The sequence below is a fragment of the Aeromonas sp. R1-2 genome, from assembly GCF_040908505.1.
In the GTDB taxonomy this organism is placed as follows: Bacteria; Pseudomonadota; Gammaproteobacteria; order Enterobacterales; family Aeromonadaceae; genus Aeromonas; species Aeromonas veronii.
Window position 1 is genome coordinate 1 of record NZ_JBFODU010000042.1, and the last position, 21,449, is coordinate 21,449.

20 protein-coding genes and 2 tRNA genes are annotated in these 21,449 nt (G+C 52.2%); 4 read left to right on the plus strand and 18 right to left on the minus strand.

Annotated features, from left to right (window positions below; all coding sequences use genetic code 11):
• A partial coding sequence (locus AB5Y76_RS15290) for a DUF4113 domain-containing protein (protein ID WP_368177749.1) occupies positions 1 to 783 on the plus strand: 783 nt, incomplete at its 5' end.
• 25 nt (positions 784 to 808) lie between these two features.
• Here the strand turns inward: AB5Y76_RS15290 and AB5Y76_RS15295 are convergent.
• On the minus strand, positions 809 to 1,465 hold the full coding sequence (locus tag AB5Y76_RS15295; protein ID WP_263717047.1) for a hypothetical protein: 657 nt from the start codon (positions 1,463 to 1,465) through the stop codon (positions 809 to 811).
• A gap of 592 nt (positions 1,466 to 2,057) precedes the next feature.
• Here AB5Y76_RS15295 and AB5Y76_RS15300 point away from each other — a divergent pair.
• Positions 2,058 to 2,564 (plus strand): hypothetical protein, encoded by a 507-nt coding sequence (locus AB5Y76_RS15300; protein WP_263717048.1) that lies wholly within the window; start codon positions 2,058 to 2,060, stop codon positions 2,562 to 2,564.
• Positions 2,565 to 2,606: 42 nt separating this feature from the next.
• Here the strand turns inward: AB5Y76_RS15300 and AB5Y76_RS15305 are convergent, their stop codons facing one another.
• The 17 genes from AB5Y76_RS15305 to AB5Y76_RS15385 all read right to left on the minus strand — a co-directional run bounded on the left by AB5Y76_RS15305 (position 2,607) and on the right by AB5Y76_RS15385 (position 19,180).
• Positions 2,607 to 4,310 carry a DUF927 domain-containing protein gene (locus AB5Y76_RS15305; RefSeq protein ID WP_216951742.1) on the minus strand — a complete coding sequence of 568 codons (1,704 nt, stop codon included), beginning with the start codon at positions 4,308 to 4,310 and terminating at the stop codon, positions 2,607 to 2,609.
• Positions 4,311 to 4,390: 80 nt separating this feature from the next.
• The gene (locus tag AB5Y76_RS15310) at positions 4,391 to 5,245 is read right to left on the minus strand and encodes a toprim domain-containing protein (RefSeq protein WP_263717273.1); all 855 of its coding nucleotides are present in this window, start codon (positions 5,243 to 5,245) and stop codon (positions 4,391 to 4,393) included.
• Positions 5,127 to 5,597: an AlpA family phage regulatory protein gene (locus tag AB5Y76_RS15315; RefSeq protein WP_318528146.1), complete on the minus strand. Its 471-nt coding sequence runs from the start codon at positions 5,595 to 5,597 to the stop codon at positions 5,127 to 5,129. The genes AB5Y76_RS15310 and AB5Y76_RS15315 overlap by 119 nt, the downstream gene beginning before the upstream one ends.
• A 236-nt stretch (positions 5,598 to 5,833) precedes the next feature.
• The gene (locus tag AB5Y76_RS15320) at positions 5,834 to 7,084 is read right to left on the minus strand and encodes an integrase domain-containing protein (protein ID WP_005361190.1); all 1,251 of its coding nucleotides are present in this window, start codon (positions 7,082 to 7,084) and stop codon (positions 5,834 to 5,836) included.
• Positions 7,085 to 7,365: 281 nt separating this feature from the next.
• Positions 7,366 to 7,441: transfer RNA gene (locus AB5Y76_RS15325), tRNA-Asn, on the minus strand.
• Positions 7,442 to 7,445: 4 nt separating this feature from the next.
• Positions 7,446 to 7,520: transfer RNA gene (locus tag AB5Y76_RS15330), tRNA-Gly, on the minus strand.
• A gap of 393 nt (positions 7,521 to 7,913) precedes the next feature.
• Entirely contained in the window at positions 7,914 to 8,324 is a 411-nt protein-coding gene (locus AB5Y76_RS15335; RefSeq protein ID WP_219305241.1) for a hypothetical protein, read from the minus strand.
• Positions 8,317 to 10,929 carry a DNA polymerase gene (locus tag AB5Y76_RS15340; RefSeq protein ID WP_263717050.1) on the minus strand — a complete coding sequence of 871 codons (2,613 nt, stop codon included), beginning with the start codon at positions 10,927 to 10,929 and terminating at the stop codon, positions 8,317 to 8,319. Before AB5Y76_RS15340 ends, AB5Y76_RS15335 begins: the two co-directional genes overlap by 8 nt.
• Before the next feature lie 64 nt (positions 10,930 to 10,993).
• The gene (locus tag AB5Y76_RS15345; RefSeq protein WP_041205484.1) at positions 10,994 to 11,506 is read right to left on the minus strand and encodes a hypothetical protein; all 513 of its coding nucleotides are present in this window, start codon (positions 11,504 to 11,506) and stop codon (positions 10,994 to 10,996) included.
• 1,418 nt (positions 11,507 to 12,924) lie between these two features.
• A complete protein-coding gene (locus AB5Y76_RS15350) occupies positions 12,925 to 13,656 on the minus strand; it encodes a hypothetical protein (protein WP_263717051.1) in 732 nt (243 codons plus the stop codon).
• Complete coding sequence (locus AB5Y76_RS15355) at positions 13,644 to 14,288, minus strand: TM2 domain-containing protein (RefSeq protein ID WP_368177750.1); 645 nt, start codon at positions 14,286 to 14,288, stop codon at positions 13,644 to 13,646. Before AB5Y76_RS15355 ends, AB5Y76_RS15350 begins: the two co-directional genes overlap by 13 nt.
• A gap of 92 nt (positions 14,289 to 14,380) precedes the next feature.
• The gene (locus AB5Y76_RS15360; protein WP_368177751.1) at positions 14,381 to 15,262 is read right to left on the minus strand and encodes a helix-turn-helix transcriptional regulator; all 882 of its coding nucleotides are present in this window, start codon (positions 15,260 to 15,262) and stop codon (positions 14,381 to 14,383) included.
• A 597-nt stretch (positions 15,263 to 15,859) separates the two neighbouring features.
• Entirely contained in the window at positions 15,860 to 17,092 is a 1,233-nt protein-coding gene (locus AB5Y76_RS15365) for a tyrosine-type recombinase/integrase (protein ID WP_368177752.1), read from the minus strand.
• A 305-nt stretch (positions 17,093 to 17,397) separates the two neighbouring features.
• On the minus strand, positions 17,398 to 17,844 hold the full coding sequence (locus AB5Y76_RS15370) for a DUF2787 domain-containing protein (RefSeq protein WP_167568031.1): 447 nt from the start codon (positions 17,842 to 17,844) through the stop codon (positions 17,398 to 17,400).
• A 62-nt stretch (positions 17,845 to 17,906) separates the two neighbouring features.
• A complete protein-coding gene (locus tag AB5Y76_RS15375; protein ID WP_167568032.1) occupies positions 17,907 to 18,404 on the minus strand; it encodes a hypothetical protein in 498 nt (165 codons plus the stop codon).
• Positions 18,405 to 18,425: 21 nt separating this feature from the next.
• The gene (locus AB5Y76_RS15380) at positions 18,426 to 18,950 is read right to left on the minus strand and encodes a hypothetical protein (RefSeq protein WP_167568033.1); all 525 of its coding nucleotides are present in this window, start codon (positions 18,948 to 18,950) and stop codon (positions 18,426 to 18,428) included.
• An 11-nt stretch (positions 18,951 to 18,961) separates the two neighbouring features.
• Entirely contained in the window at positions 18,962 to 19,180 is a 219-nt protein-coding gene (locus tag AB5Y76_RS15385) for a hypothetical protein (protein ID WP_167568034.1), read from the minus strand.
• A gap of 196 nt (positions 19,181 to 19,376) precedes the next feature.
• On the opposite strand from AB5Y76_RS15385, the gene AB5Y76_RS15390 reads away from it, so the two are divergent.
• Together AB5Y76_RS15390 and AB5Y76_RS15395 are read left to right on the plus strand one after the other, a co-directional pair.
• On the plus strand, positions 19,377 to 20,303 hold the full coding sequence (locus AB5Y76_RS15390; RefSeq protein ID WP_205759430.1) for a hypothetical protein: 927 nt from the start codon (positions 19,377 to 19,379) through the stop codon (positions 20,301 to 20,303).
• Complete coding sequence (locus AB5Y76_RS15395) at positions 20,300 to 21,211, plus strand: S-4TM family putative pore-forming effector (protein ID WP_167568035.1); 912 nt, start codon at positions 20,300 to 20,302, stop codon at positions 21,209 to 21,211. Before AB5Y76_RS15390 ends, AB5Y76_RS15395 begins: the two co-directional genes overlap by 4 nt.
• Positions 21,212 to 21,449 lie beyond the last annotated feature (238 nt).

The following is a 21,449-nucleotide window of genomic DNA, read 5'->3' on the forward strand; positions in this document are numbered from 1 at the left end:
GGCGGCGTCGTGGACTTGCGTGACGAGCTGCGCCGTGCCCGGCTGATGGCTATCACCCCGGTGGACGAGGTGTGGGGCATAGGACGGCGCTTGGGAGCCAAGTTGGTGGCACAAGGCATCAACACCGTGGCTGACCTGGTGGCTAGCGATGCCAAAGGGTTACGCGCCCAATACGGCGTGGTGGTCGAGCGGATCGTACAGGAGCTGCGTGGCCTGCCTTGTGCAGAGCTGACCGTTAAACCGACGGCGAAGCAGCAGATCCTCTCGAGCCGTTCCTTTGGTGAGCGCGTGACTGACCGTGGAGAAATGGCCCAAGCGTTGTCAGGCTTTATGGCTCGCGCAGCCGAGAAGCTGCGGGCCGAGGGGATGTGTTGCCAGCGGGTGCACCTGTTCGTGCGAACCAGCCCCTTTGATGAACGAGCGCCTTACTACAGTGAGCAGGCTGGCGTCCGGCTGGTCTGCCCTAGCGATGATACCCGGTTGCTGCTGCAGCAAGTGAACGTGCTGCTACCGCAGATTTGGCGCGACGGTTACCGTTATCAGAAGGGGGGAGTCATGCTGAGTGAGTTCACCCCCAAGGGGCAGCAACAGGCCGACCTGTTTGCCCCGTCCTCCGCTCAATCAGATGCGCTGATGGCAGTGATGGACCAGATCAAAGCCAAGGGATTGGGGCGCGTAGGCTTTGCCAGCCAAGGCGCGGGGTCTCCTGAGTGGATGATGCGACAAGAGCACCTGAGCCCCTGCTACACCACCCGCTGGGAGGACCTGCCGGTGGCGAGGTAGTGCTATACCCGCGCCCCTGGTGGACTCAGGTTTCAATATCAGGCCAGGGGAAGCGGTGCCACTGCTGGTAGAAGGTGTGATAGAGGTAGTCTAAATCCTCTTTCCACTCTTTCACTGCCACGCTGGTGTCGTGTGGACTGCGTTGTGCATTGCGGGCAAACGACGCAAGGGAGTTGGCCATTTTTTGCAGGCGGGTTGTTGATTTGGGCTCACCCCATTCGGAGGCATAAGCGGGATCGTCTATGTCATGTAACTCATCTTGCAAGAAAATCCAGTTGAGGATGCTGCGGCGTTCTTTGGTGCTCTTGCCTTCCGTGATGCCGACACTGTAGCCGCTGACTTTGAGTAGGCCGACTTCGTACCAGCTCTTGCCAGCAAAACGACTACCCATCAACTTCTTGCGGGTGGAGGCGATGTTGGTGCTGGGGAACAAAAAGTCGGGCGCAGGTGGCGGTAATGTAGTGGAGGGCTGGGGGAGCGTGGCCGGTTCTGGTTGGTTGATTTTTGCCTGTAGCTTGAGTAGCTGCTCCAATGCCTGGGCTTTGAATGGTTTGTCCATCGTCGAGCGGAACTGAAGTTCATAGACAAACTCGGTGAGGCGTAGGAAGTCGGACTTGATAGTGGGGTAGAGTGCCAATAATTCTACTTGGGTTAGCTTGAGCAGGGGTCTTGGGCGTGACATGGCGTATCTCAATCAGGTGGTACTCAACGATTAAGCGTGTACAGCACCATATTGGATGCAAAGGAAGCTGACCTGATTTTTGTGATTTTGTTAATTTGATCACAGCAGTCATGTTTTGAAAAAATGCTGCGAATGTAGACGGGTCTCGGTGACTCATTCCACATGCGCGGCGGCGGGGACACCTCCCGCCCCCCCATCTTGATTTGACCCACCCCCACCACCCCGTCGGTACCGGTTTTTCTCCCTTGTGCAACCGATAGCCACACTCACCCTCGACTCATCCTCTGCGGGTGAGTGTGCTGTTATGACCGCTGCTAGGTATGGTAACCAATTGAAATTGCTCGAATGTTCGTTTCCTATAATAGGAAACGAACCCCATCTTTGGCATGACCTAGGGGAGGGGAAGTGCGTTCGAGATCTCGTCGAGCAGGGCAGTATCAATCGACCTGTGGCCCAATATCTTTCATGAACTTATGAAGTTACACCCAATTTGATGGGAATAAATATCAATTGCATTTGGTGGCCATTTGTCCCCCTAAAGGGGGACTTAAATCTTGGGGCGGCAATAGTGCCAAAACCAAAGGACACCATCATGAAAGTGAATCTCGATCTCATAGAGCGACTCTTTGGCAAGTCGGGTCGGTCGATCCAGCGGATGCTGGATAACGGTCAGCTGACCAAGGAGGAGTTGTTGGACTTCAGCCTGTTTGTCGCGTCACTGACGGTGGCAACAGGGGGCATTCTGGGCAAGCCGTTGATGGATAGCATCAAGTGGGGATTGAGCGAGCGCATCATCTCCGGTCTGAACCCATCTCTCCTTGGGCTCCATGTTAGCCACACCCAGCGGGAAGAGAAGGTGAGCGTGAGTGCCAAGCGAAAGGCTCGTCGTGTCTCGCTCAACGGTGATGAGGTGTTGGAGCTGGCCTATCTGATGGCCATCGCGGATGAACATTTCTTTGGGCAACTGCGAGGGCGAGTCGAGACCGACCTGCGAGAGAGGGTATGGTCGCAGGAAGAGCTGGTCGCTCAACTGACACACAAGCGGCAGCATTGGCTTGAAGAGGAGGGGGCTGACGAACCACAATCACCTCTGCACTAACCACAAACAAGAAAAGGGGCCGCGTTCTGCGGCCCCTGTTGTTTACTCTCCTCCTTGTTCCGACAACAGCCTGTCGTGGGCGTCCGCTATCTTGTCCAACGACAATTGATACACCCTGGATTTCTTGTGTCGGGGCAGGTCGCGGCCGGTGCCATGTGTGAGGATGCCGTGTTTACGCAACACCTTATGGACATAGTTGGCGTTAAAACCGATGAAGGTTTGTTTAAACCCATCCACATAGAGGTGCAGTTCGAGAGAGGTCGTGTAGCCGTAAGTCTCTCCCTGCTTCGTGACATTCGGCCCATCGGCAAGGAACTGCCCTCTGCGGCGTTCGAGTAGCTCGACCAACTGCTCGATAATGTTTGCTTCTTCAAGGGAGCCGCTTGTACCACGCCTTGCGAGCCACTTGCGGAATAGTTGCTCGACAACGGCTGCTACACTACCCGCAGGCCAACCTGTGATCCCGAAGCGGTTGGCCAACTCACCTGCAGCCGATATCAATCCGAATGCATCGGCCACCCTTTGCACTTGGCCATCACACTCTTTGGCTCCAAGCCGTCGCATCATGTCAGCGCGATGCTCGTCAACGAATGCCTGAGCACCATCGATGTCCAAGGTCAGCTCTTCAACAAAAGAGCGGAAGGCAACGCCATGATACCGGGTAGTACGTTCTGCGAGGGTCTTGGAGAGGGAGGCTCCACTCGGATGGCCATGCAACTCTTCGAAGATGCCATGGCGGTCGGTATCGGCCTCAATATTGATCATGCGGACATCATGGCCAGCTTTGTGACGCTTACCGACCGAGGCGAGGCTGTGCTCCAAGTCAACTTCCCCGTTGCTGAGGAAGGTTGTTCGCCATTGTAGTTTGGCACGGCGCGACAGATCGGCATTGGCACGAGCTCGTCCTTCACCGTTGGCCAGCATGTAGATGGTGTCGCCCAGAACATGAGGGTCTGCCTGCCCGATCTCGTCCAGAAAGAGGGTGCTGTCGTTGCACAAGTCCGCGGTGGTTTCCAATCCCACCTTGGTGGCATTCCATGTCTGGATCTTGTTGGCAGGCTTGCCGAGCACACTGGCTGCAACCAGCATGGCGGTGCTCTTGCCGATTGAGGATGGCCCCACCAGATGGACGCCAAAGCTGCTCTGATTGGTCAAGCGCAGCAAGGGGCCAGCGAAAGCAAGCGAGGTACTTAATAGCAAGCGGCTGTTGCCAAGGCACAGCGCCGCAACTTCATCACGCCATTCGTCTAAGGTGCCTGCCACGTCGGATTGTATTGGGGTATGACCGGTATAGATATACTTGACCGCATTGGCATATCCCACAGCCCCATCTCCAAACATGAAGATGTGGGTATCCGGGATCCAGCCTAGCCGGTCATGCCGAATGCGGGTGTTGTCAGTGGGCTTCGAGTTGAGATAGTCAATCAGCTGTCTCTTCATACCCAAGTTGAAGCGATAGCCCCCGTCCATCAGCTTCATCAACGCTTCGCGTCCGTCAGATAGCAGGTGAACATCTCGAATAAACGCCTCCTGCGGCCGGCCATCCGGGCTATACCAGTTGACCTGTATGCCCCAGCCTAGACCTGCAGTGTCGCTCCCGCTGGCGATTACCCAGAGTGGAGCACCAATCCTGCTCCAAACATCGTCTTGACCTTTGTCAGTGGTGACACAGTAGAGTCCATCTTGAAACTCAATGGGGCCTAACTGGAAGGGCTCAACCTTCAGCTCGTAACGTCTTGTATTCATGGAATATACCTTTGTATAAAGTTGGTTGAACGATCCGGTCTCGTTGGTGTTTGTGACACAGTGACGCCGTGACACCGGATTTAATGGGCTGGAGGAGCGGCCTCAACACACGCGAGCAGTGCGGCTTTGCCGTTAAGGCAGAAGAGGTCATTGAAGTCGGTTATGCCGGGGATGGTCGGTGGCACAATCAAGCGGCCGTGCAGTTGATAAGCTGCTGCACGTGCTTTGGTTAGTCCGGGGTTGCCAGCAGTGGCATGATCGTTGTCTGCACACACCCACAGCTTGCTGCTGCTATAGAGCGTGCGAATGATACGGCCGACCTCGAGCAGGTTACCGGCAGAAAATGCAATGGCGACCGGTATGCCGAGGTTCTCAAACAGCGTGGCCCCGGTTGCATAGCCTTCGCAAAGCAATACGGGGGCGTCGGACTTGGGTGAAGGGCCAAGGAGTAAGAACCCGCCCTTGAGTGACAAACCCCGATGGAAGCGCTTATTCCCGCTTTCATCAATGTCTTGCAAGCTCAACAACTGGGAGCGTGCATTGAAGACCGGTACTATCAACCGGTTACCAAACTGACGAGCACCGATCCCTGAGATTTGTTTGCGTGCAAGGTAAGCGTGTTGGTATGGGGGCTCGGCTGCCCCCCAGATCTCTTTGGCTTCCTTGAGCGCCTTTGCTTGGGCCTCGGCAAGCCGATTTGCCTCAGCAGCTTTTGCCTGCTGAGTGAGTTGGGCACGTATATAGCTTGGTATTGCGGGTCCGATTGGCCGCCATACGCACTTTATTCCCGTCTTCCACGAGCCAAATGCGGCGTGATTACCCAACTCGTCGGTGATCAACCAACCATTGCGTGTACCTGGGCGGTCCCCTTGAATATGAAAGCGGAGGACCTGACCAGGAGTAGGGCTCAATGAGCGTGATGGCTTCACGCCCATGGCAATCATTGAGTCCTCCAAGGAGAGGGCGGTGGTCATGGTTACATCCCCCGACCAACTTCTGCATCAAGTCCTCGATATCACAGCTGCGCCAAGCGACGCGGCGACCACCGAGGCTGCACTTTTTCGGGTAGATTCCCTTCCGAATACCGTCATACCACGTTGTCTTGCTGACAGGGATTAAAGCCAGCACTTCTTTGATATCCAAGAAGCGAAAGGAGGGTTCAGTGGATGAGAGCGGCTTGGCATGTGGGGCTGCGTGGAGGTGCTCGGCCTCTTTGATATGAGTCGAACGAGTGCTTTTAGTTTTCATACTGAGCTCCTTGCGTAGCGGTTCGTCAAGGTACGGCATGGTCCGGGGCCGTACAGTGCGCTCAGTAAACCACCGACCCGCAAATGCTATCGTCCTACTAGAACACCACTTTTATATGAATTATTTTCATTGAATGGTGATATTTTATTTGTTTTTGGAATGCATTGACGAAGCCAACAAGAAGGCATCCAGCAAGATGCTCAGTCATAAAGGGGGGAATAAAAAATGCCAGTCAAGTTGATGACTGGCATTGGAAGGTAGGGGGAAGAACGGGGTTAGCGGTGTACAAGACTCACGGTCTTTTTGACAGAGGAGAGGGGCACATGGCCATGACTTGCCTGCTCTATATGCTCACTCCACCACTTCATCATCGTCACCCTTTGGTCAAAGTAATCTGAGCGGTTATAAGCGCGGCGAACCTCGTTCTCGTCAGCATGCGACAAGGCGGCTTCGATGGCATCGGGGTTGAAGCCGTGCTCGTTCAGAATGGTACTCCCAAGAGAGCGTAGGCCATGTGCAACTAGACGTCCCCCATACCCAAGCCGCTTAAGTGCCGCATTTGCAGTTTGTGGGTTGATGTGGCCAAGAGGGTCTCGATCCCCGGGGAATACAAATGGACGATGTCCACTAATGGGCTTCATGAACTCAAGAAGAGCTATAGCTTGATCCGTTAGCGGGACTCGGTGCGGACGAGACATCTTCATCCTGTCGGCCGGAATGTTCCATACCTTGCCGTCAAAATCGATCTCATCCCAGCGAGTACCGGCCGATTCACTCGGGCGTACCAGCGTATGAAGACTCCATTCGATCTGACCACGCGTCGTATTACTCAAGCTGCCATTAGCTATATCAGCCATGAGCTGAGGTAGTTCGGATGGCTTGATGGTTGGCATGTGTTGCCCAGCGGGCTTCTTGAATACTTTGTGTATGGCAGTACATGGGTTCGCATTAAGCAGACCGTGGTTTACGCAGTAGTCGAGAATTTCATTAACTCGTTGGCACAGACGGTGCACTGTTTCGTACTTGCCCTGCGCTTCGAGCGGACGAAGCAACTCAATAACTTGTGGTGCCCGGATCTGATCGATGGGTAGTGAACCAATGTGGGGAAGGATATTAAGTTGCAGAGTTCGCCAGGCATGAGACGCATAGCGAGGGGTAACAGAATGACTTTTGAGTTCGAGCCACTTAGCCGCCATACGCTCGAAGGTTGCTGAGTTTGCTGCCTGTTGGTCAGCCGCAGCCTGAGCTTGTTCATCTCGGTGAGCTTTCGGATCGATGCCTTGAGCTAGAAGGCTGCGGGCGCCTTGCCTTAGTTCTCGAGCCTTGGCGAGGGGAACTTCGGGATAAGAGCCGAAGCTCATATTGGTCCGAGTTTTATCTGCGGGCCGATAGTACTTGAACACCCAAAGTTTGGAACCTTGCACAGAGACTCGCAATTGTAGCCCTTCACCATCTGACAGGGTGTAGTCCTTTTCTTTGGGCTTTGCCGCCTTGATTTTGCTGTCGCTCAGCAGATCTTTAGCCATCTCATTATCCTCCTTGATGATGACTGACTTGGTACCAGCGTTGACTATGTTTGCCTTGTTTTGGTACCACGAGTTGTGCTCGTGGTACCAGCATCAACCATGACACTAATACAACGAGAAGCGCCAATGAAAATTGGCGTTGGTGTTCGCTGGTACCATTCATGGTACCAATGACCCCGGTTCTTGGCGAACTTCGCCGAACTATTTCGGACAACAAAAAACCCGCAAGCCTTTCGGAATGCGGGTTTCTGGTCTTTCTCGTTCCTTCTCGGAACAGTATTTGGCTCCCTCGACAGGACTTGAACCTGTGACATACGGATTAACAGTCCGCCGTTCTACCGACTGAACTACGAGGGAAAAGTGGCTCCTCCCAAGGACTTTAACCCGTTATCTACGGATTGGATGTTCGCCGTTCTACCGACTGAACTAAGGAGGAATTGCCTGTCTCGTTAAGACGGGGCGGATAATAGTAATCTATCTAATAAAAGTCAATCAGAAAGACATGCAGAAGTAAGTTTTTACTTGTTTCGTCTAAAAATTGAGCTCAGCTTGCCATTTCTGCACCTTCCTACTGGACTTCATTCATTTATCAACGGATTGGGATAACCGCCGAGCCGTCACGTCCGTCGAGATTTTGTAGCCATCTGTCATCCTGTCTGACCGGATATCATCCGGAGAATTGTTGCTTCAAGAGATAGATATTGTTGATCCAATGAGCTTTAGGGAACACGCCAAGAGCAGCCTTAGCAGGTCGAATGGGGGAGAGTGAGTCTCGCTATTAAATAAAAACGCCGCCATGATGAACGGCGGCGTTGTCATATGACATCGGTTAGTCATCATCCCACGGTCGATGTTCGGCTTCCATCCGAGCCCTCTCAAGCCGCAAATCATCCTCATACATCTCAACTAGGGCGATTTGGGCCTCAACAGCTTCGGCCATAGCATCGGCTTTAGCCGCTTTCGGCACATAATCAGGGTCATTCGGGACTTCAATACCAAATTCTCGACGGATTAACTCAAAGACCCGGTGAATGAATACTCGTCGCCCCCAACTCGTATCCTGCAGAATTAACGACGATAACTCAGCTCGGAATCGACACGTACGTGCCACAGTGGGCACATGCTCGGAAATCAAGCTATACAGCCCGTCACGACCATATTTGGGTTTACCCGCCTTCATGTGCAGGTAGAGACACTGCATTTCCGCAAGAATTTGGCGGCCATACCGGTGTTCATTCATTTGACATCTCCATAGTATTCAAACGACGTTTAACCTCATCAAGGCGCTCAGGCTTGAATAAGGGCTCAAGGGGGTATTCAGGGACTTGTCGTAGCAGCAGAGCCAGCACCCGCAGCACCTCGCCAGTAACAGGCACGACATTCTCCGGCAGAGCGGCCCGCTTGCTGTTCTTGCAGGTGTCGATGGTTACAGGCAAGCCCACCGACGTCAGCAACGCCGAAATCTCGCCGTAAGTCATCGAGTGGTCGAACCAAGCCTTCCGCACCAGTGAGCGGGTCAGAATGCGGGTCAAGATGCCCAGCGAGCCATCCTCGCGGACCCGCATCTTGGAACCTTGCAGGGCCAGCGCAGATTCGTAGTAGTCCTCCCAACTGGCCCAGTCCTCCATGGTCTTGAGGCAGTTGTCCTCTCGCCAACCCTCGAAACGGGCACGGCAATGATCCGCCATGCCAGCATCGCCCCAAGGCACCGTATCGCAAGCAATATGCGACCCACCGGCCACTTCTACTATCTGGGGATTAACCAACTGCCTTTTCTGGTCGAACTCGTAGGACAGCCTGCTCTGCTTCTTTATTTCGATTAGGTCGCTTTCCGTTAGCCACTGCTCCCGAAGCGAGATCAGGTGACTGGCGTCGATCTTCTGTCCCGGCTCTCGGTCAAGGTAGAGCCTCAGGATCCATGCGTTCTGCTCCTCCGTCGTTCCCGCACACTTAACGCCAGCTTTAGCTAGCACAGGGGGAGTATCACCAATGACAGCGGTACACTGCCCCCGCGTTTTGATAGACACAATCTGGCGAGCATGGTGCTTCAGTTCCACCATCGGCACGGGTTCGCCACTCTCATCACCATGCAACTGCTGACACAGCGCCTGATAACGACGACACAGAGGCCCAGTCTGGTCGAGCTCCTCCAAAGGGGCATCAGTGAGGAAACCATCGGTAGTGACCGATACCACCGTGCGATGTAAGGGGATCCGGTGAAGAAGCTCACCGCACACCGCCCGGATCAGGCCCGTTGTATGAGCCGCCATGTATGGATTGGTCACAGCCGAGGGGCCGATCTTATTATTCTTACCGGTAGCAGTATCGAACGCAGTCTTATCGCGAAGCCCCTGGGCCAGCTTCCCGTAGAGCGAGTTACCGATTTCCTTGACCATCACCTCTTCGAGGCTCTTTTTGGGGTATTCCTGACGTAACCGCTGGATCATCCGCGTGAATTCTTCGAACAGGGGCTCACTACCCGATAGCCAAGGCACAATGACACCGTGTTTTATATGGATGGTGGCGCCCATGGAGAGAGCCAATTCGATTTCTGGCGCTGTGACATACGCCAATCCTGATAAAGGAAAGCGCAGCCCATATTGCGCGGATCTAACTGGAAAACAGGGAAAGCTAGTGCCAGCAGGGAAAGTGAACTCAATGTAGGCGAAGCCCATGACGTGACCGATAAAATCTTGAGGGTCAGAGCTCGTATGCATGTTGGCGTAGTCAGGCACCAACAGGTCACAAAGCCCCGTGGTATAAGCGCCCTTCAGGTCCCAGTCATACCAATCCCCTATCTTGGTAGGGCCTATCATGAATGACTCATTCCTGCCACCGTGGTAGCTGCGGATAGCAAGATCTTCATACAGGCCACGAGCAGGAGACGGACGTGTCACCGCCTTTGTCGTGACTTTGCCTTTTCCGGTATTCCAGCGCTCAATCTTGGCGAGCTCTAGCCCGAAAGCCGTCATGTAGTCGATGTCAGCGTCTTTGAGTAGTCGCCGAAATACAGAAACACCGACAGCCCCCAAAGACCTAGGAAGCTTCTGCAAACCGAACTGCCCACCGAGAAAATCGCGAACTTTCAGGGCATATTTCACAGCAATCTCGGCATCGCGCAGGGCATACCGTTCAAACGCCTCCGGATCGCCAGCCAAGAGCTCATCCATACGCTCGATGCTGTAACCCTCGGGGATCTCCACCTTGGGCAAGCCGAGCATTGAGCCCAGCGCTGACAACGGCGATTTGTTGGGGGATAAAAAGAGGGTATCGACGAATTGGATTATCGATTTCTGGGGTTTGCGATTGCGATCGCGTAGTGTGATGGGTTTTAACGGAGCACGGCGCTTGCGTTCAGCGGTTTCATCAACGCCATAGCCACTATCGGTAATAATTTGTCCGACTACGCTCCCACCCTGACCATCCAGGCGAGTCTTCATGTGCCAGAAGTCTTTGAACGTACTGAGGTCGGCACGCAGAAAGTGAGCTACGACGACTATCGTTCGTGGCCACTTTTTGATTAAGCCAGCTGCACGGCAGTCCTCAACCACTTGCGAAATGAACGCTTCAAAGGAGAAGCGCTTGCCCTCATCAGGGTAATAAACTTTGCTAAACACCGCGTTATCATGGTTGATCGCAAAAGATTGGTAAGACAGAACTTTATTACCAGTACCCAACCACCTCCATTCGGCATCGCAACCGATCCAGATTGGGAAGCCATCAGCTAGCGAGATAGGCGGCTGTTTTGGGTCAAACGAGACTTTCTTTATCGCAAACTTAAGGTGGGGGGGCTCAGGCTGATCTTCTTCTATAACCCCGATTTCTGCCTTCTTAAATTCAAACATGAAATTATCTCCAGACAAAAAAGAACCCCGCCCTGCATGCAGGGCGGGGTTAGGTTGCGCGAGGTTATTGAGTAGATGACCCGTTCAGGCGATTAGAAAGCTCGGTCAACAACTGGACACATGCAGCTTCAGAGGAGCAGAGGCATGTCAATATCGGTTTCTCGATACCATCAGCATATAAGCGAACCACGGGCCCATTGCCCATATCACCGTAGTCAGCAGACTTGACCAACTCCGGTAGCACAATGGTCCCATCTTCTAACATAAAGTATTTTTCAAGAAGACCGGCATTCGCCAACGCATCACGAACATCCTTAAGAAGCTGCACTTGCTTCTCGGGTTCAGCGGCGGCATCGAAAGCTATTTGCCGCTCAAGGCTGTTGATCCCAACGCCCAACCGTGAAATAGCATCGGGAGTCATCCGATCCAAAGACTCATTCAACGGTTGGTAGCGTTTGGTATAGGCAATGTGCGCCAAATTGACGAGGTTTCGGCCAATGATGGCGGTTAGAGTACAAGCTGGTTCAGTTTTTTTCACCAGACGAGTGCTGGTATTTCGAGCTGCGTTTTTAGTCATGGTTCCTCCATTGTGTCGCAACTTTACATGTGTCCCCCGTTCTGGATTAAACGTGAGACATGTATCCGGTTCCTTGTTAGGTCATCAGCAAATGACCAACAAGCCTTTAACAGAAATGTAAAGTTATGCGACACACGAAGGCCCTGTGCAGGAATGCAAAAGAGGGGCTTTAGTGGCGCTTTATAGCCGGTATTGCTTATGTAAGCGGCTACGGTGGCGAATCTAATGGATAGTCGAATGCCATGTCAAGAACGTACCAGAAAAAAATATCAACAAGGGATGGGGGCCATGGACAAACTCTTGGCGCAAAACCCACCACCACGCGCACGACTCAAACTGGGGAAACCGCGCCTGATAAGAACTGCTGCCATGGTGTAGTAGTGCTGTTGGGGATGGTGCAGATCCACCGCACCGTCCCTATCATGAGCGACTCATGGATCTTGGAGGCTGCGCGAGCGGGATGTTCAAACCTCAGATAACCATCTTGGCACTCACTGTGGCATCAACTGATGTCCCATCGGCGAGCAAACACTCCAGATAACCGCATGGGCAACATGGCAGGGGATGGAGAGCGCTTCGATGGGCGTGTGATCCGCTCTCCATCCCCAACGACGTTATTACCCCGCTCTACTATCCCTTGATATGCTTGGCTTTCCCGAGTTTTCACCTTGCGCGTATCCCCCGAATCTGCGCCGTCGCGTTAGTACTAGATTTGCCTCCCAGCGTCATTACTCCAATAACGGCGTCGGTAGGCCCGTTGGTATAGATAAAGGCGCCTGTCCGCCGTTGTGAAAACGCAAACAATGAGTTCAACTCGCCATCCCTCTGCTGATGATTTCCTTGGCCCACCCGAGATGTGAAAGGGCTACAAACGGTGCTGAAAATGGCGGTTAGACTGCGCGAAAATCCGAAAACGCGCCGATGTGAATTTCGGGAGTCCATGCGGGGCATGGGCCCGTGGGGTGGTGTGTTATACCCGTTGGGGATGAGGGTGAGCCCCACCCGCCCTCATCTGGGGCTCAACCCCCATGATCCGGCTTCAGCTTGAAAAATGTGGAGCAGATGGGAAGGGAAACTTCTCCTGTCCAGCCTTCTCTATGAGCGTTGTCCGCTGGCTTCTCTGGTGGCCTGGCTGTCTTGGTCTCTTACTTGGTTTTTTCCTCGGCGTCTCTGAGTCGAGCTTGTCTTGTTGGCTGGAGTGGGGGCACTCCCTCCGGGCTGCTTGTTATAAATATGTTTGGCTTACAGAGCCCATATTTTCTGTCTAACCCTTGTCATCGTCTGGCGGTGCGGCGGGCCTCTGGTCGTTACCCATGCTGGAGAGGCAGTTTCATGCGCATTGGCCCCGCGCATCCCACGTAACGGAAGCCCTATGCCCTCAGAAAAAAGTAAGGCGGGATTGCTCCCGCCAGGTCTTCTTACTGAGCCACATACAGCTCTACACCGCACTTTGTATCTCTTGGGTCTCCCAGCTCCTTCTGGCAGGTCTTGCCCTGGCCCTTCTCATCGAGCTCGAAAATCCGCTTGGCCTCGACTCGATAGACCCCATACTGCGTCTTGAGCGGGTTAGTGAATGGCCCCTCAAAATCAATGCTGCATTCCGAGCCGCAACTCTCCACAACGGTATGCCCGTTGCTCTGGATCGTGATGAACTCAGCTGTACCGCTACCGCCCGAGAAGTTGAAACGCCGCTTGCCTACAAATGGTAAATCTGTACGGGCTTGGGTCTTCTCGGGCACCCCTTTGGGTTGTTGGCTTTGTGCCGCCTCACACATCTTTTCCAGCAGGGCATCTATCATGGCATCCGGTTGTGGCTGGCCGTTTATCTCCAGCGCTTCCACGCTGAACTCTTCACCTTGAACCCACATCTGGAGCAGGCCACGGACAGGTCTATCTCCATATGTGAACGTGCCACTCACGTTGACAAGCTTGCGGCCATCAGCGGCTTTGCCTGCCGACCACTCGGGATCCTTAAAGAAGCTATCGGCCTGCTGCTCCAAGGTCACGCCTGGACAGCTTTCCAGTTCTCCGCCTTTCACGGTCAGTTCGTCCCATTTACTGAGCAATCCGGCTTGAGCCGCTGGTGCCATCAGCAGTGAAACGCTGGCCGCCAGAACGAGCTTCTTTACCTTTACCCTTACCATACCCATTGAAATGCCCTCACGGCCTGATAGTTGTAACGCTTGTCGAATTCTTCTTGGGACAGACAAAGCACCTTGATGAACTCGACCAGAGAGAGCAGAACCGGGATCCCTGTGGTGCAAGCGGCCAGATAGATCAGACCCCAGCCCCAGTTACCGGCATAGAACTTGTGCAGGCCAACTCCACCACCAAAGAAGACCAACAGGGCCATCAAGACCTTTCGCTTACCTCTATGGTGAACTGTGCCTCCCGCTGGTGCTGGTTGAGGTGGAGCTGGAACCGACGCCTGCTCACGGATAGGCCACGCGGCTACATCGATAGGTGAGGGAAGCACCTCAGCGATCGCTTTGGCCTTCTTCTTGGCTGTGCCCCATGTGTCGATCGCATCAACGAAGGAGCCTGTCAGCGATAGCTCAACAATCCCTTCTTCTGGTGAACTGAAATGGACTGTCACGCGCAATCCGAATGGATTGATACCGTACTTCCAGGATGCTTCCAGTGTCCCCTTGGCTCGGTCAGCAACCTTGATAGTGCCACCTTCTGCTTGCAGGTGAGCGGCTACGTGCTCGAAGACAACCTCATAGTCGGCATGACTGCTTAGAACGAGATCAGATAGCTTGGTTATCGTGGGAGATCCCATGTTTTTGCTCCTTGTTGGTTGAACTACAGATAGTGGTGATTTGCCCCGACAGGTGGTGTCGGGGGTTGAAATTAGTGGCGTGAAAATTTGGCTTACATCCGGCTAAGCAGGGTCTTGAGGTCACGTTTGACCAACGCTTGGATCCCCGCAGGACTGATCACTTCAAGGTGCGGCAGGTACGTTTTGATCACGGGTAGCAGCTGGGCCCCATCGAAAACCCTGCTTGCCAGCAAGACGCTGCCATCGTCCAGCTCTCGGATCAGTGCCTGCTCGGGGAGGATGTTCCTGAGCTTGAATTCGTGGGCGATAGGCGAAGCTGCCTTGATCACGACTTCATGAGTGGGGATGGCCTCTTGCTCGATGAGGTGTTGAAGAAGTTGCTGCTGTAATTCGCTGATCGCTGCTGGCGTTTCTATCTGCTGGAGGCTGGCAATACTCGACAAAGGCTCGATAAATGGCGTATCAGCCATCACCCCTGCCAAGTACCAGCGGCCCCGCTTATTGACCAAGCGGTATGGCTCAATCTCTTGCTCTGCTTGCTCACCGACCCATGACAGCCTGACTTTGAGCTGTTGGCTGATTGCCTTGGCAAGTGGCTTTAGCCATTGGTGATGACTGTCGTCCTCATCGAGTTGAAAGCCGGAAAGGACGAATACAGGTGTCGATGCTGGGTTGAGCCAGTGTTTGATCAGGGTATCGTGATCATCCGGGAACAAAGCTTTGGCCCCCAGTTGCTCACACAGTCTCAAAATGGCGGGAGTGGTGGTTCTCCCTAGATAGCTAGGGTCAAGCCAATAGGTTTGTCCGTCACGTTCCAGTGGCAGGTAAGCCAGTCTGACGTTCAGGTCTCGCTGGATAGTGCGAGCCGAGACGTTGAACTCGGTGGCCAGTTCGGAGATCACCAGTTGTTGCCCGTTATTGAGCTTGGTCAGGATCACGCCGAGGCGTTGGGCTAGGGTGTCGTGTTCTGCCATCCAAGGAAGCATCGTTGTCAAAGGTGTCCTAGTGTCGCGTAAGCGCCCGACAGGGCGTGTCGAGCCGGAATTTTCACGACGTGCAGGATTTTGGATAAGCAGAGTTGATATAGCGGCGGGCGAGTTGTTATCTACTGCAGGGGTAACTGGAAAGCACATGGATGAATGTGCTGGCACCACGGTACTATCGCAGATGTCTGATTGAGTTGACGGTAAATCTAGGGGATGGGGAACTGCGTTACGTCTGTAGGTCATCGGGTATCATCCAGAGCTGCACAAACCTTTGCCGCAAAGCAAAATAGGTTAATCAAAAGGTTGATTTTTGATGTACGGTGCAACACTGGAGTCCCTACAACGCTAAGCGCGATCTAGAAGGGACGGCAAGTGCCTGTAAACGCCACTACTCAAATCATATAAAACGTCTACGTGTGAGACCTTACCTAAGTATGGTGTTATAAATCAAGGGATTTTTCGTCGATTAGGGTAACTCAACTGGTGGTTTTTCTTGTTGCATGAAGCGTTTTGACACTATGCCGACGGTCGCGTCGAGGCGTCGAGTTTGTCCGTCAGCTCGTCACGACCGTCGGCATTTTTTTCCTAAATTCCTCCGTTTTGGCTGAGTTGGGGTAGGGCTGAGTGGGCTGTGTTGCTAGGTATCAACGCCTGTTCCACACAGTTGGCCACTTGGGTACTGGTGTGCCTCAGCCTGCTGGCGTGCAGGTGTGCATATCGTTGGCTGGTCTGGCTGCTGGCATGACCTAACTGGGCTTGCACGTCATACAAGGTTCCGCCACTGGAGACTATCAAGGCTGCGACTGAGTGGCGGCAGGTATGGATACAGACTGGCCCTTCAATCCTCGCTCGTTTGAGCATCCGGTTAAATGGTCTGGTGACGTTGTTCAGCGGCTGGCCCTGTTTCTGTCCGGGAAACAGATAGGGATTTCCTTCAATGGGGTAGGTCTCCTTGAGGATCTGCATGGCCATATGGTTGAGGTGGAGGATCCGGCTTTTCCCATTCTTGGTGTGGGGGATGAACAGGGTCAGCTGGGATTGATCGATGTGTTCCCACTTGGCCAGCCTCAACTCATCCTTACGCAACCCTGTCAGCAACAGCAGTTTGACGTACTGACCGGCATAACGGTTTTCATCGATATCCGCAGCCATAAACAGCCGTCTGATCTCCCCTTTGTCCAGATAGCGGGTACGTTGGTTGTTCTCGGTCAGGGTCTTGAGATGTCTCATTGGGTGTTGTTCCAGATAACCCATTCGAACGCTCCAAGTCAGGATCGCTTTAAGCAAAGTGGTGATCCGGTTGTTGGTGGCTGGCTTTACCTTGCCCAGCAAGTTGGTCTGTAGAGCCTGGCCTTGCTCAAGCTTTATCTCTGACAGTAACCGTGATCCCAAGGCTGGCTTTAGGTGGTCACGAAAGCGTTGTGCATCATCCCGCCATGATCGTTTGTGGTGCATGGCATAGGGGAAGTAATGCTGCTCAAACAGCTCGGTCAGGGTGAGTTCCTGCCGTTTATCTTCCTTCTGTTGCTTGGGGTCGATGCCTTGCGAAAGCAGACGTTTATAGTCTGTGGCGATCTCTCTGGCTGTGTTCAGGTCAACACCGGGGAAGCGGCCTATGGATATAGCCCGTTTACGTCCTTGCCAGAGATAACGCAGCAGGAATTTCTTGGAACCTTCCCCTTTGCCCACCAGACATTTAAAGCCTGGGATCTGGGTGTCGCTGTATTCGGCTTCAGTTGATCTGGCATGGGGCGGGTTCGGTGGTAGCGCCTCAATGGCTTTTTGAGTGAAGCGAAATCGGGAGGGAGCATTTGCCATCGTCTGTCTCCTGTCATTTGATAAGTGGGGTAGGGCTGGTCTGTCCAAGAAAAAACAGCACAGGGATGTCAATTCCTTGTGCTGTCGGGATGAGATTGGGGATTGGCTGAGCCTAATGCTGGTCTCTGGCCAGAGGTGGAACAGGGCTTGGCCTACTTCCGGTCGATATCCGGTCTTCTGGGCGGGAAAATTCGCCAAACGTAGAAATTTGCTGTCGGTGGCGGCGAGCTGGCGAATTGACCTAAACGGTTCCCGACGCTCCGTCGCCACCGACGCGACTTTTTCAGCTTTTTGCCTGAACGGGTTCAGTCTGGTGTCACCGTCAGGGTGAATACGCCCATCTGGGCATAGCAGCAAAAGTTAAGCTGCCAGAGCTCAAACCACTCATGTACCTCTGCCAGTGACATTTTCCCCATCAACGAATGGGTGTACTCACCCATGCTGAAATCGAAATCCAACTCCTTGGCCAACTCGGTGCACCAGCCTTGGCCCACATAGGCAAAGTCGGTGACGTAGCGCAGATGCCAGCCGTCATCCCAGCGTTCAAGACGGATCTCGACAGGGTGATAGCCTCCAGTTGTTGCGCTGTAGTCAGGATCTCGGTAGTTGAGGGTCAGGGCTGCTGGTGTTGTGCCATCCGGGATCTCATCAGGGAAATCCTTCAACGCTGAGCTGATGGCCTGCTCCAGTAGCGTTTTCAGGTCGTGACTTATCCTCACAGGCAAGCCCGTGATAACGAGGGTCGGTTTCATATCTTGGTTCTCGTTGAGATTGAGTAAAAGGGGTGGGGGAGAGTTAGGGAGGCTTGAACGGGTTACTGGGCTGCGTTGGTCTCTGCTGGGAGTTTGGCCTTGAGGCTATCAAACCACTCGGTATGCTTGCCTGTGATCAGATGGCCGAACCGTACTTCAGGTGCGGCCTTGGTCAACTCCAGATGGCGCAGTACAGCAGCCAGGAACCCTGCGTTATTGCTGCTGCCCTTGAAGTTCCAGATCACCTTGAATAACCCCGAGGTAAATGGCTTGTCAGGCTGTTGCTCGTTGAGCAGATCGATGACTTGAGCCAGACCGAACCACTCCTTTGAGCACAGGCCACCGCCGCTGCTGCCTGTCAGACGGATCAACAGTTCAGACTGTTCGGGTTCATGGCCAATCTCATAGCCCACGGTGGTAGTTGAGCCTGGCGAGAGCAGGGTGGCTACGCCACTGACCAAGACTACTTTGGCTGGTGATGCTTGTATGCCATCAAACTTGGCTGTGGCAGTCGTATTTACTTGCTGTTTGGCTGCTTGCTTATCTGTTTTGGTATTCATGCTTAGGGTCCTTCGAGATCGTTAGATAGTGGATTTCAAGTAGATAGTGGTGCCCAAATCTGGCGAGGTTTGATCTGGCTTGAGAACGAAGGCCAGATGCTGGAATACAGGGAGTGGCGCAGACAAGGCATCGAACGGTGTGCCGTAGCCCGAGAAGCGATATGGCTCCCATGCTTCGACAGCGGGGAGAGGCAGCCAGAACACGGCATCTTCGGCACAGTCGAGCCGCTTGATAGTTCCCGCAGCTAACCGCCAGTTGTCAGCGTAGTAACCGTTGTCGTCATCTCTGACTGACTCGCCTGTGTGGGAAGCTATCGAGATCAATACTTCAGGCGCTTCGCTGTGCAGGGACTTGGCCTTGAGGACAGTCGCCTCTTTGATCACGACCAGCAGTACAGGCTGATTTTCATCTGGCAGGAACTCAGGAACATACATACCGTTTGTAATGACCTCCTGCATCAGCAAGCTCAGCGTCTGCCAACTGTAGGCATACCCCTTGAGCGTTTCGTGGGATGCGTATTTCCCTTCTTGAATGAACTCATCCATGGCTATCTCCCTCAGTCCGCTTGCCCAGTGATATAGCCGATAGTGCCGCCGATGATGGTGCCCGCGACGGCTCCTGGGATACCGCCTTTGGCACCGATACCCGCTCCGGTGATAGCGCCTTTGACTGCTCCCTTTGTACTGCCCTTGACCGTGAAATCGACACTGCCGTCTCTCATAGGCTTGATGCTGACAGCGGCGACTTGCTTGCGCAAAATTTGGTGGATAAACATGTTCTGTCCTTTGGATCGTGGATATGAAAAAGGCCCTGAGCGGTTAGCTCAGAGCCTGATGTTCGGGATGAACATGGGTTTAATATGTATTTTAAAATGCAACTAAAACGGTATCTATAGAATGAAGTATGTAAAAAATAAAAACACACTTGTTTTTAAGTATTTAAACAAATGCTATTGATGATTTAGTATCTATATGTTAAAAATGCTCAGGTGCGCTTATTTTATATTTTATTGGGATGAACATATTATGCCTCGTACCCTTGAACAAGGGTTTGAAGACTTTCACAATAAGTTGAAAACTTCAGCCGTCGAAACTGCAGCAGCTAAATCTCATCGAGCTTCTATAGAAGCTTGCTTAAAAAGCAACTTTGGCCTTAATAGGTTTGTTCGTATAGGTTCTTTTGGTAATGGAACAAACATTAATAGTTATAGTGATGTAGATTACCTGGCTTGCCTACCAACCACGTCACTAAAGCAATCTTCAACAAGGTCTCTTGCGATAGTCAGAGATGCTCTGGACACCAGATTTCCACGTACAGGGGTGAAAGTAAGCACTCCTGCTGTAGTATGTCCTTTTGGAACTTATAAGTCTGAAGATACAGAAGTAGTTATCGCAGACTATATTAAGGAAGAACGCGGGTTTAAAGTTTATGAAATTGCAGATGGTAATGGTGGGTGGATGCAAATTAGCCCAGATGCTCATAATCAGTATGTGGCTGAGGTGGATGCAAAGCATAATGGTAGGGTAAAGAGGCTAATTAGATTCATTAAAGCATGGAAATATTACTTGAGTGTTCCGATTAAATCTTTTTATTTAGAAATGAGAGTGGCTAAGTATGCAAGCAGTGAATCTGTAATTATCTATGACATCGATGTAAAAAATATACTTAAGTTGTTGCTAGATAGTGATTTAGCTTCAATGCAAGATCCTATGGGTTTTGCTGGCTATATCAACCCATGTAACTCAGATGCACTAAAAGATGATGCCTTGTCTAAACTCAGAACTGCGGTTACTCGTGCGGATAAAGCCCGTATAGCGGAGGCAAATGGTGACACCAAAGCTGCGTTTGATTGGTGGAGTATGGTCTATAACGGTAAATTTCCTTCGTACTATCTATGAATATACTTAAAGAACAAGAAGCGTCGGGCAGCATAGAGCTTCTCGCTGCGCAGAAGAATATCTATTCAAGAGCAAAAAACATCATTGGGATTCAAATGCTCCTCAGCTTTCCAATTGCTATTTGTGCTGCGGCAATCGTAATGCTTAAGCCTGAGTTTAAAGGGTATGTGGCGATTTGGGGGCTTTTAGTTGTTGTGTTTGATCTCTTTGTGTTTACCCCTTGGGTAAAAAAACTGAGAGATAATGCAGCAAGGATTCAGGAGGTCTTTGATACTAAACTATTTGAGTTGGAGTGGAATGAAATCGCAGTCGGGAAAAGACCAGAGTATGAGTTAGTTTATGAAGAAGCTAAAAAACATGGGTTAGACGCCGAGCGTATTACAGCCCTAAAAAAGTGGTATCCGACTGTGATAGATAAAGTTCCAAATATTTTTGGGGTGATTATTTGCCAGCGAGCCAATATATATTGGGATGCCAGAATGCGACTGCGATACTGCTTGGCAGTCCGTATAATGCTTGTTCTTATTGCACTGGGTGTAATTGGATACGGTATTTATACGAAGAAAGATATGTTTGAATTTTTAGCCTATATTGTCGCACCACTTGCCTCTACGTACATCTTTGGTTATCGCCAAATGATGGAGCATGGTGATGCAGCGAGTAGGCTTGAAAAACTGAAAGGGTTTTCTGAAAAGATATGGTCTGATGCATTAGATGGTAAAGATTTAGCGTCGATAAAGGCTAAGTGCAGAGCATTACAAGACCAAATTTTTGACCACAGGAAAAAAAGTCCACCTATATTTGATTTTCTTTTTAAATGGTTTAGAAATAAAAGTGAGTCGCTTATGTACAAAGGGGCTGAGGCTCTGGTAAATGAGTATGTTCAGCGTAATGGGACGCAGCAATAATTCAGGGGAGGGGCTCACCTTACACGGCTGCCATCCCTAGAACTGCCTTGGTCGGGGCCTAGTATTCTCAAGAACTCATCCTGGGTCAGCTCGCCAATACTCTTGGTTGCCATGCAAACAACTCCTTTTAAACGCAAAGGTTTTTGTGAGCAGGCAGTCTGCCATACTTTGGGTTTCATTCAAAACATGGGATACCCAAAGGAGCCATTTCTGACAGAGATGGCAGGGTGAGCTGCCG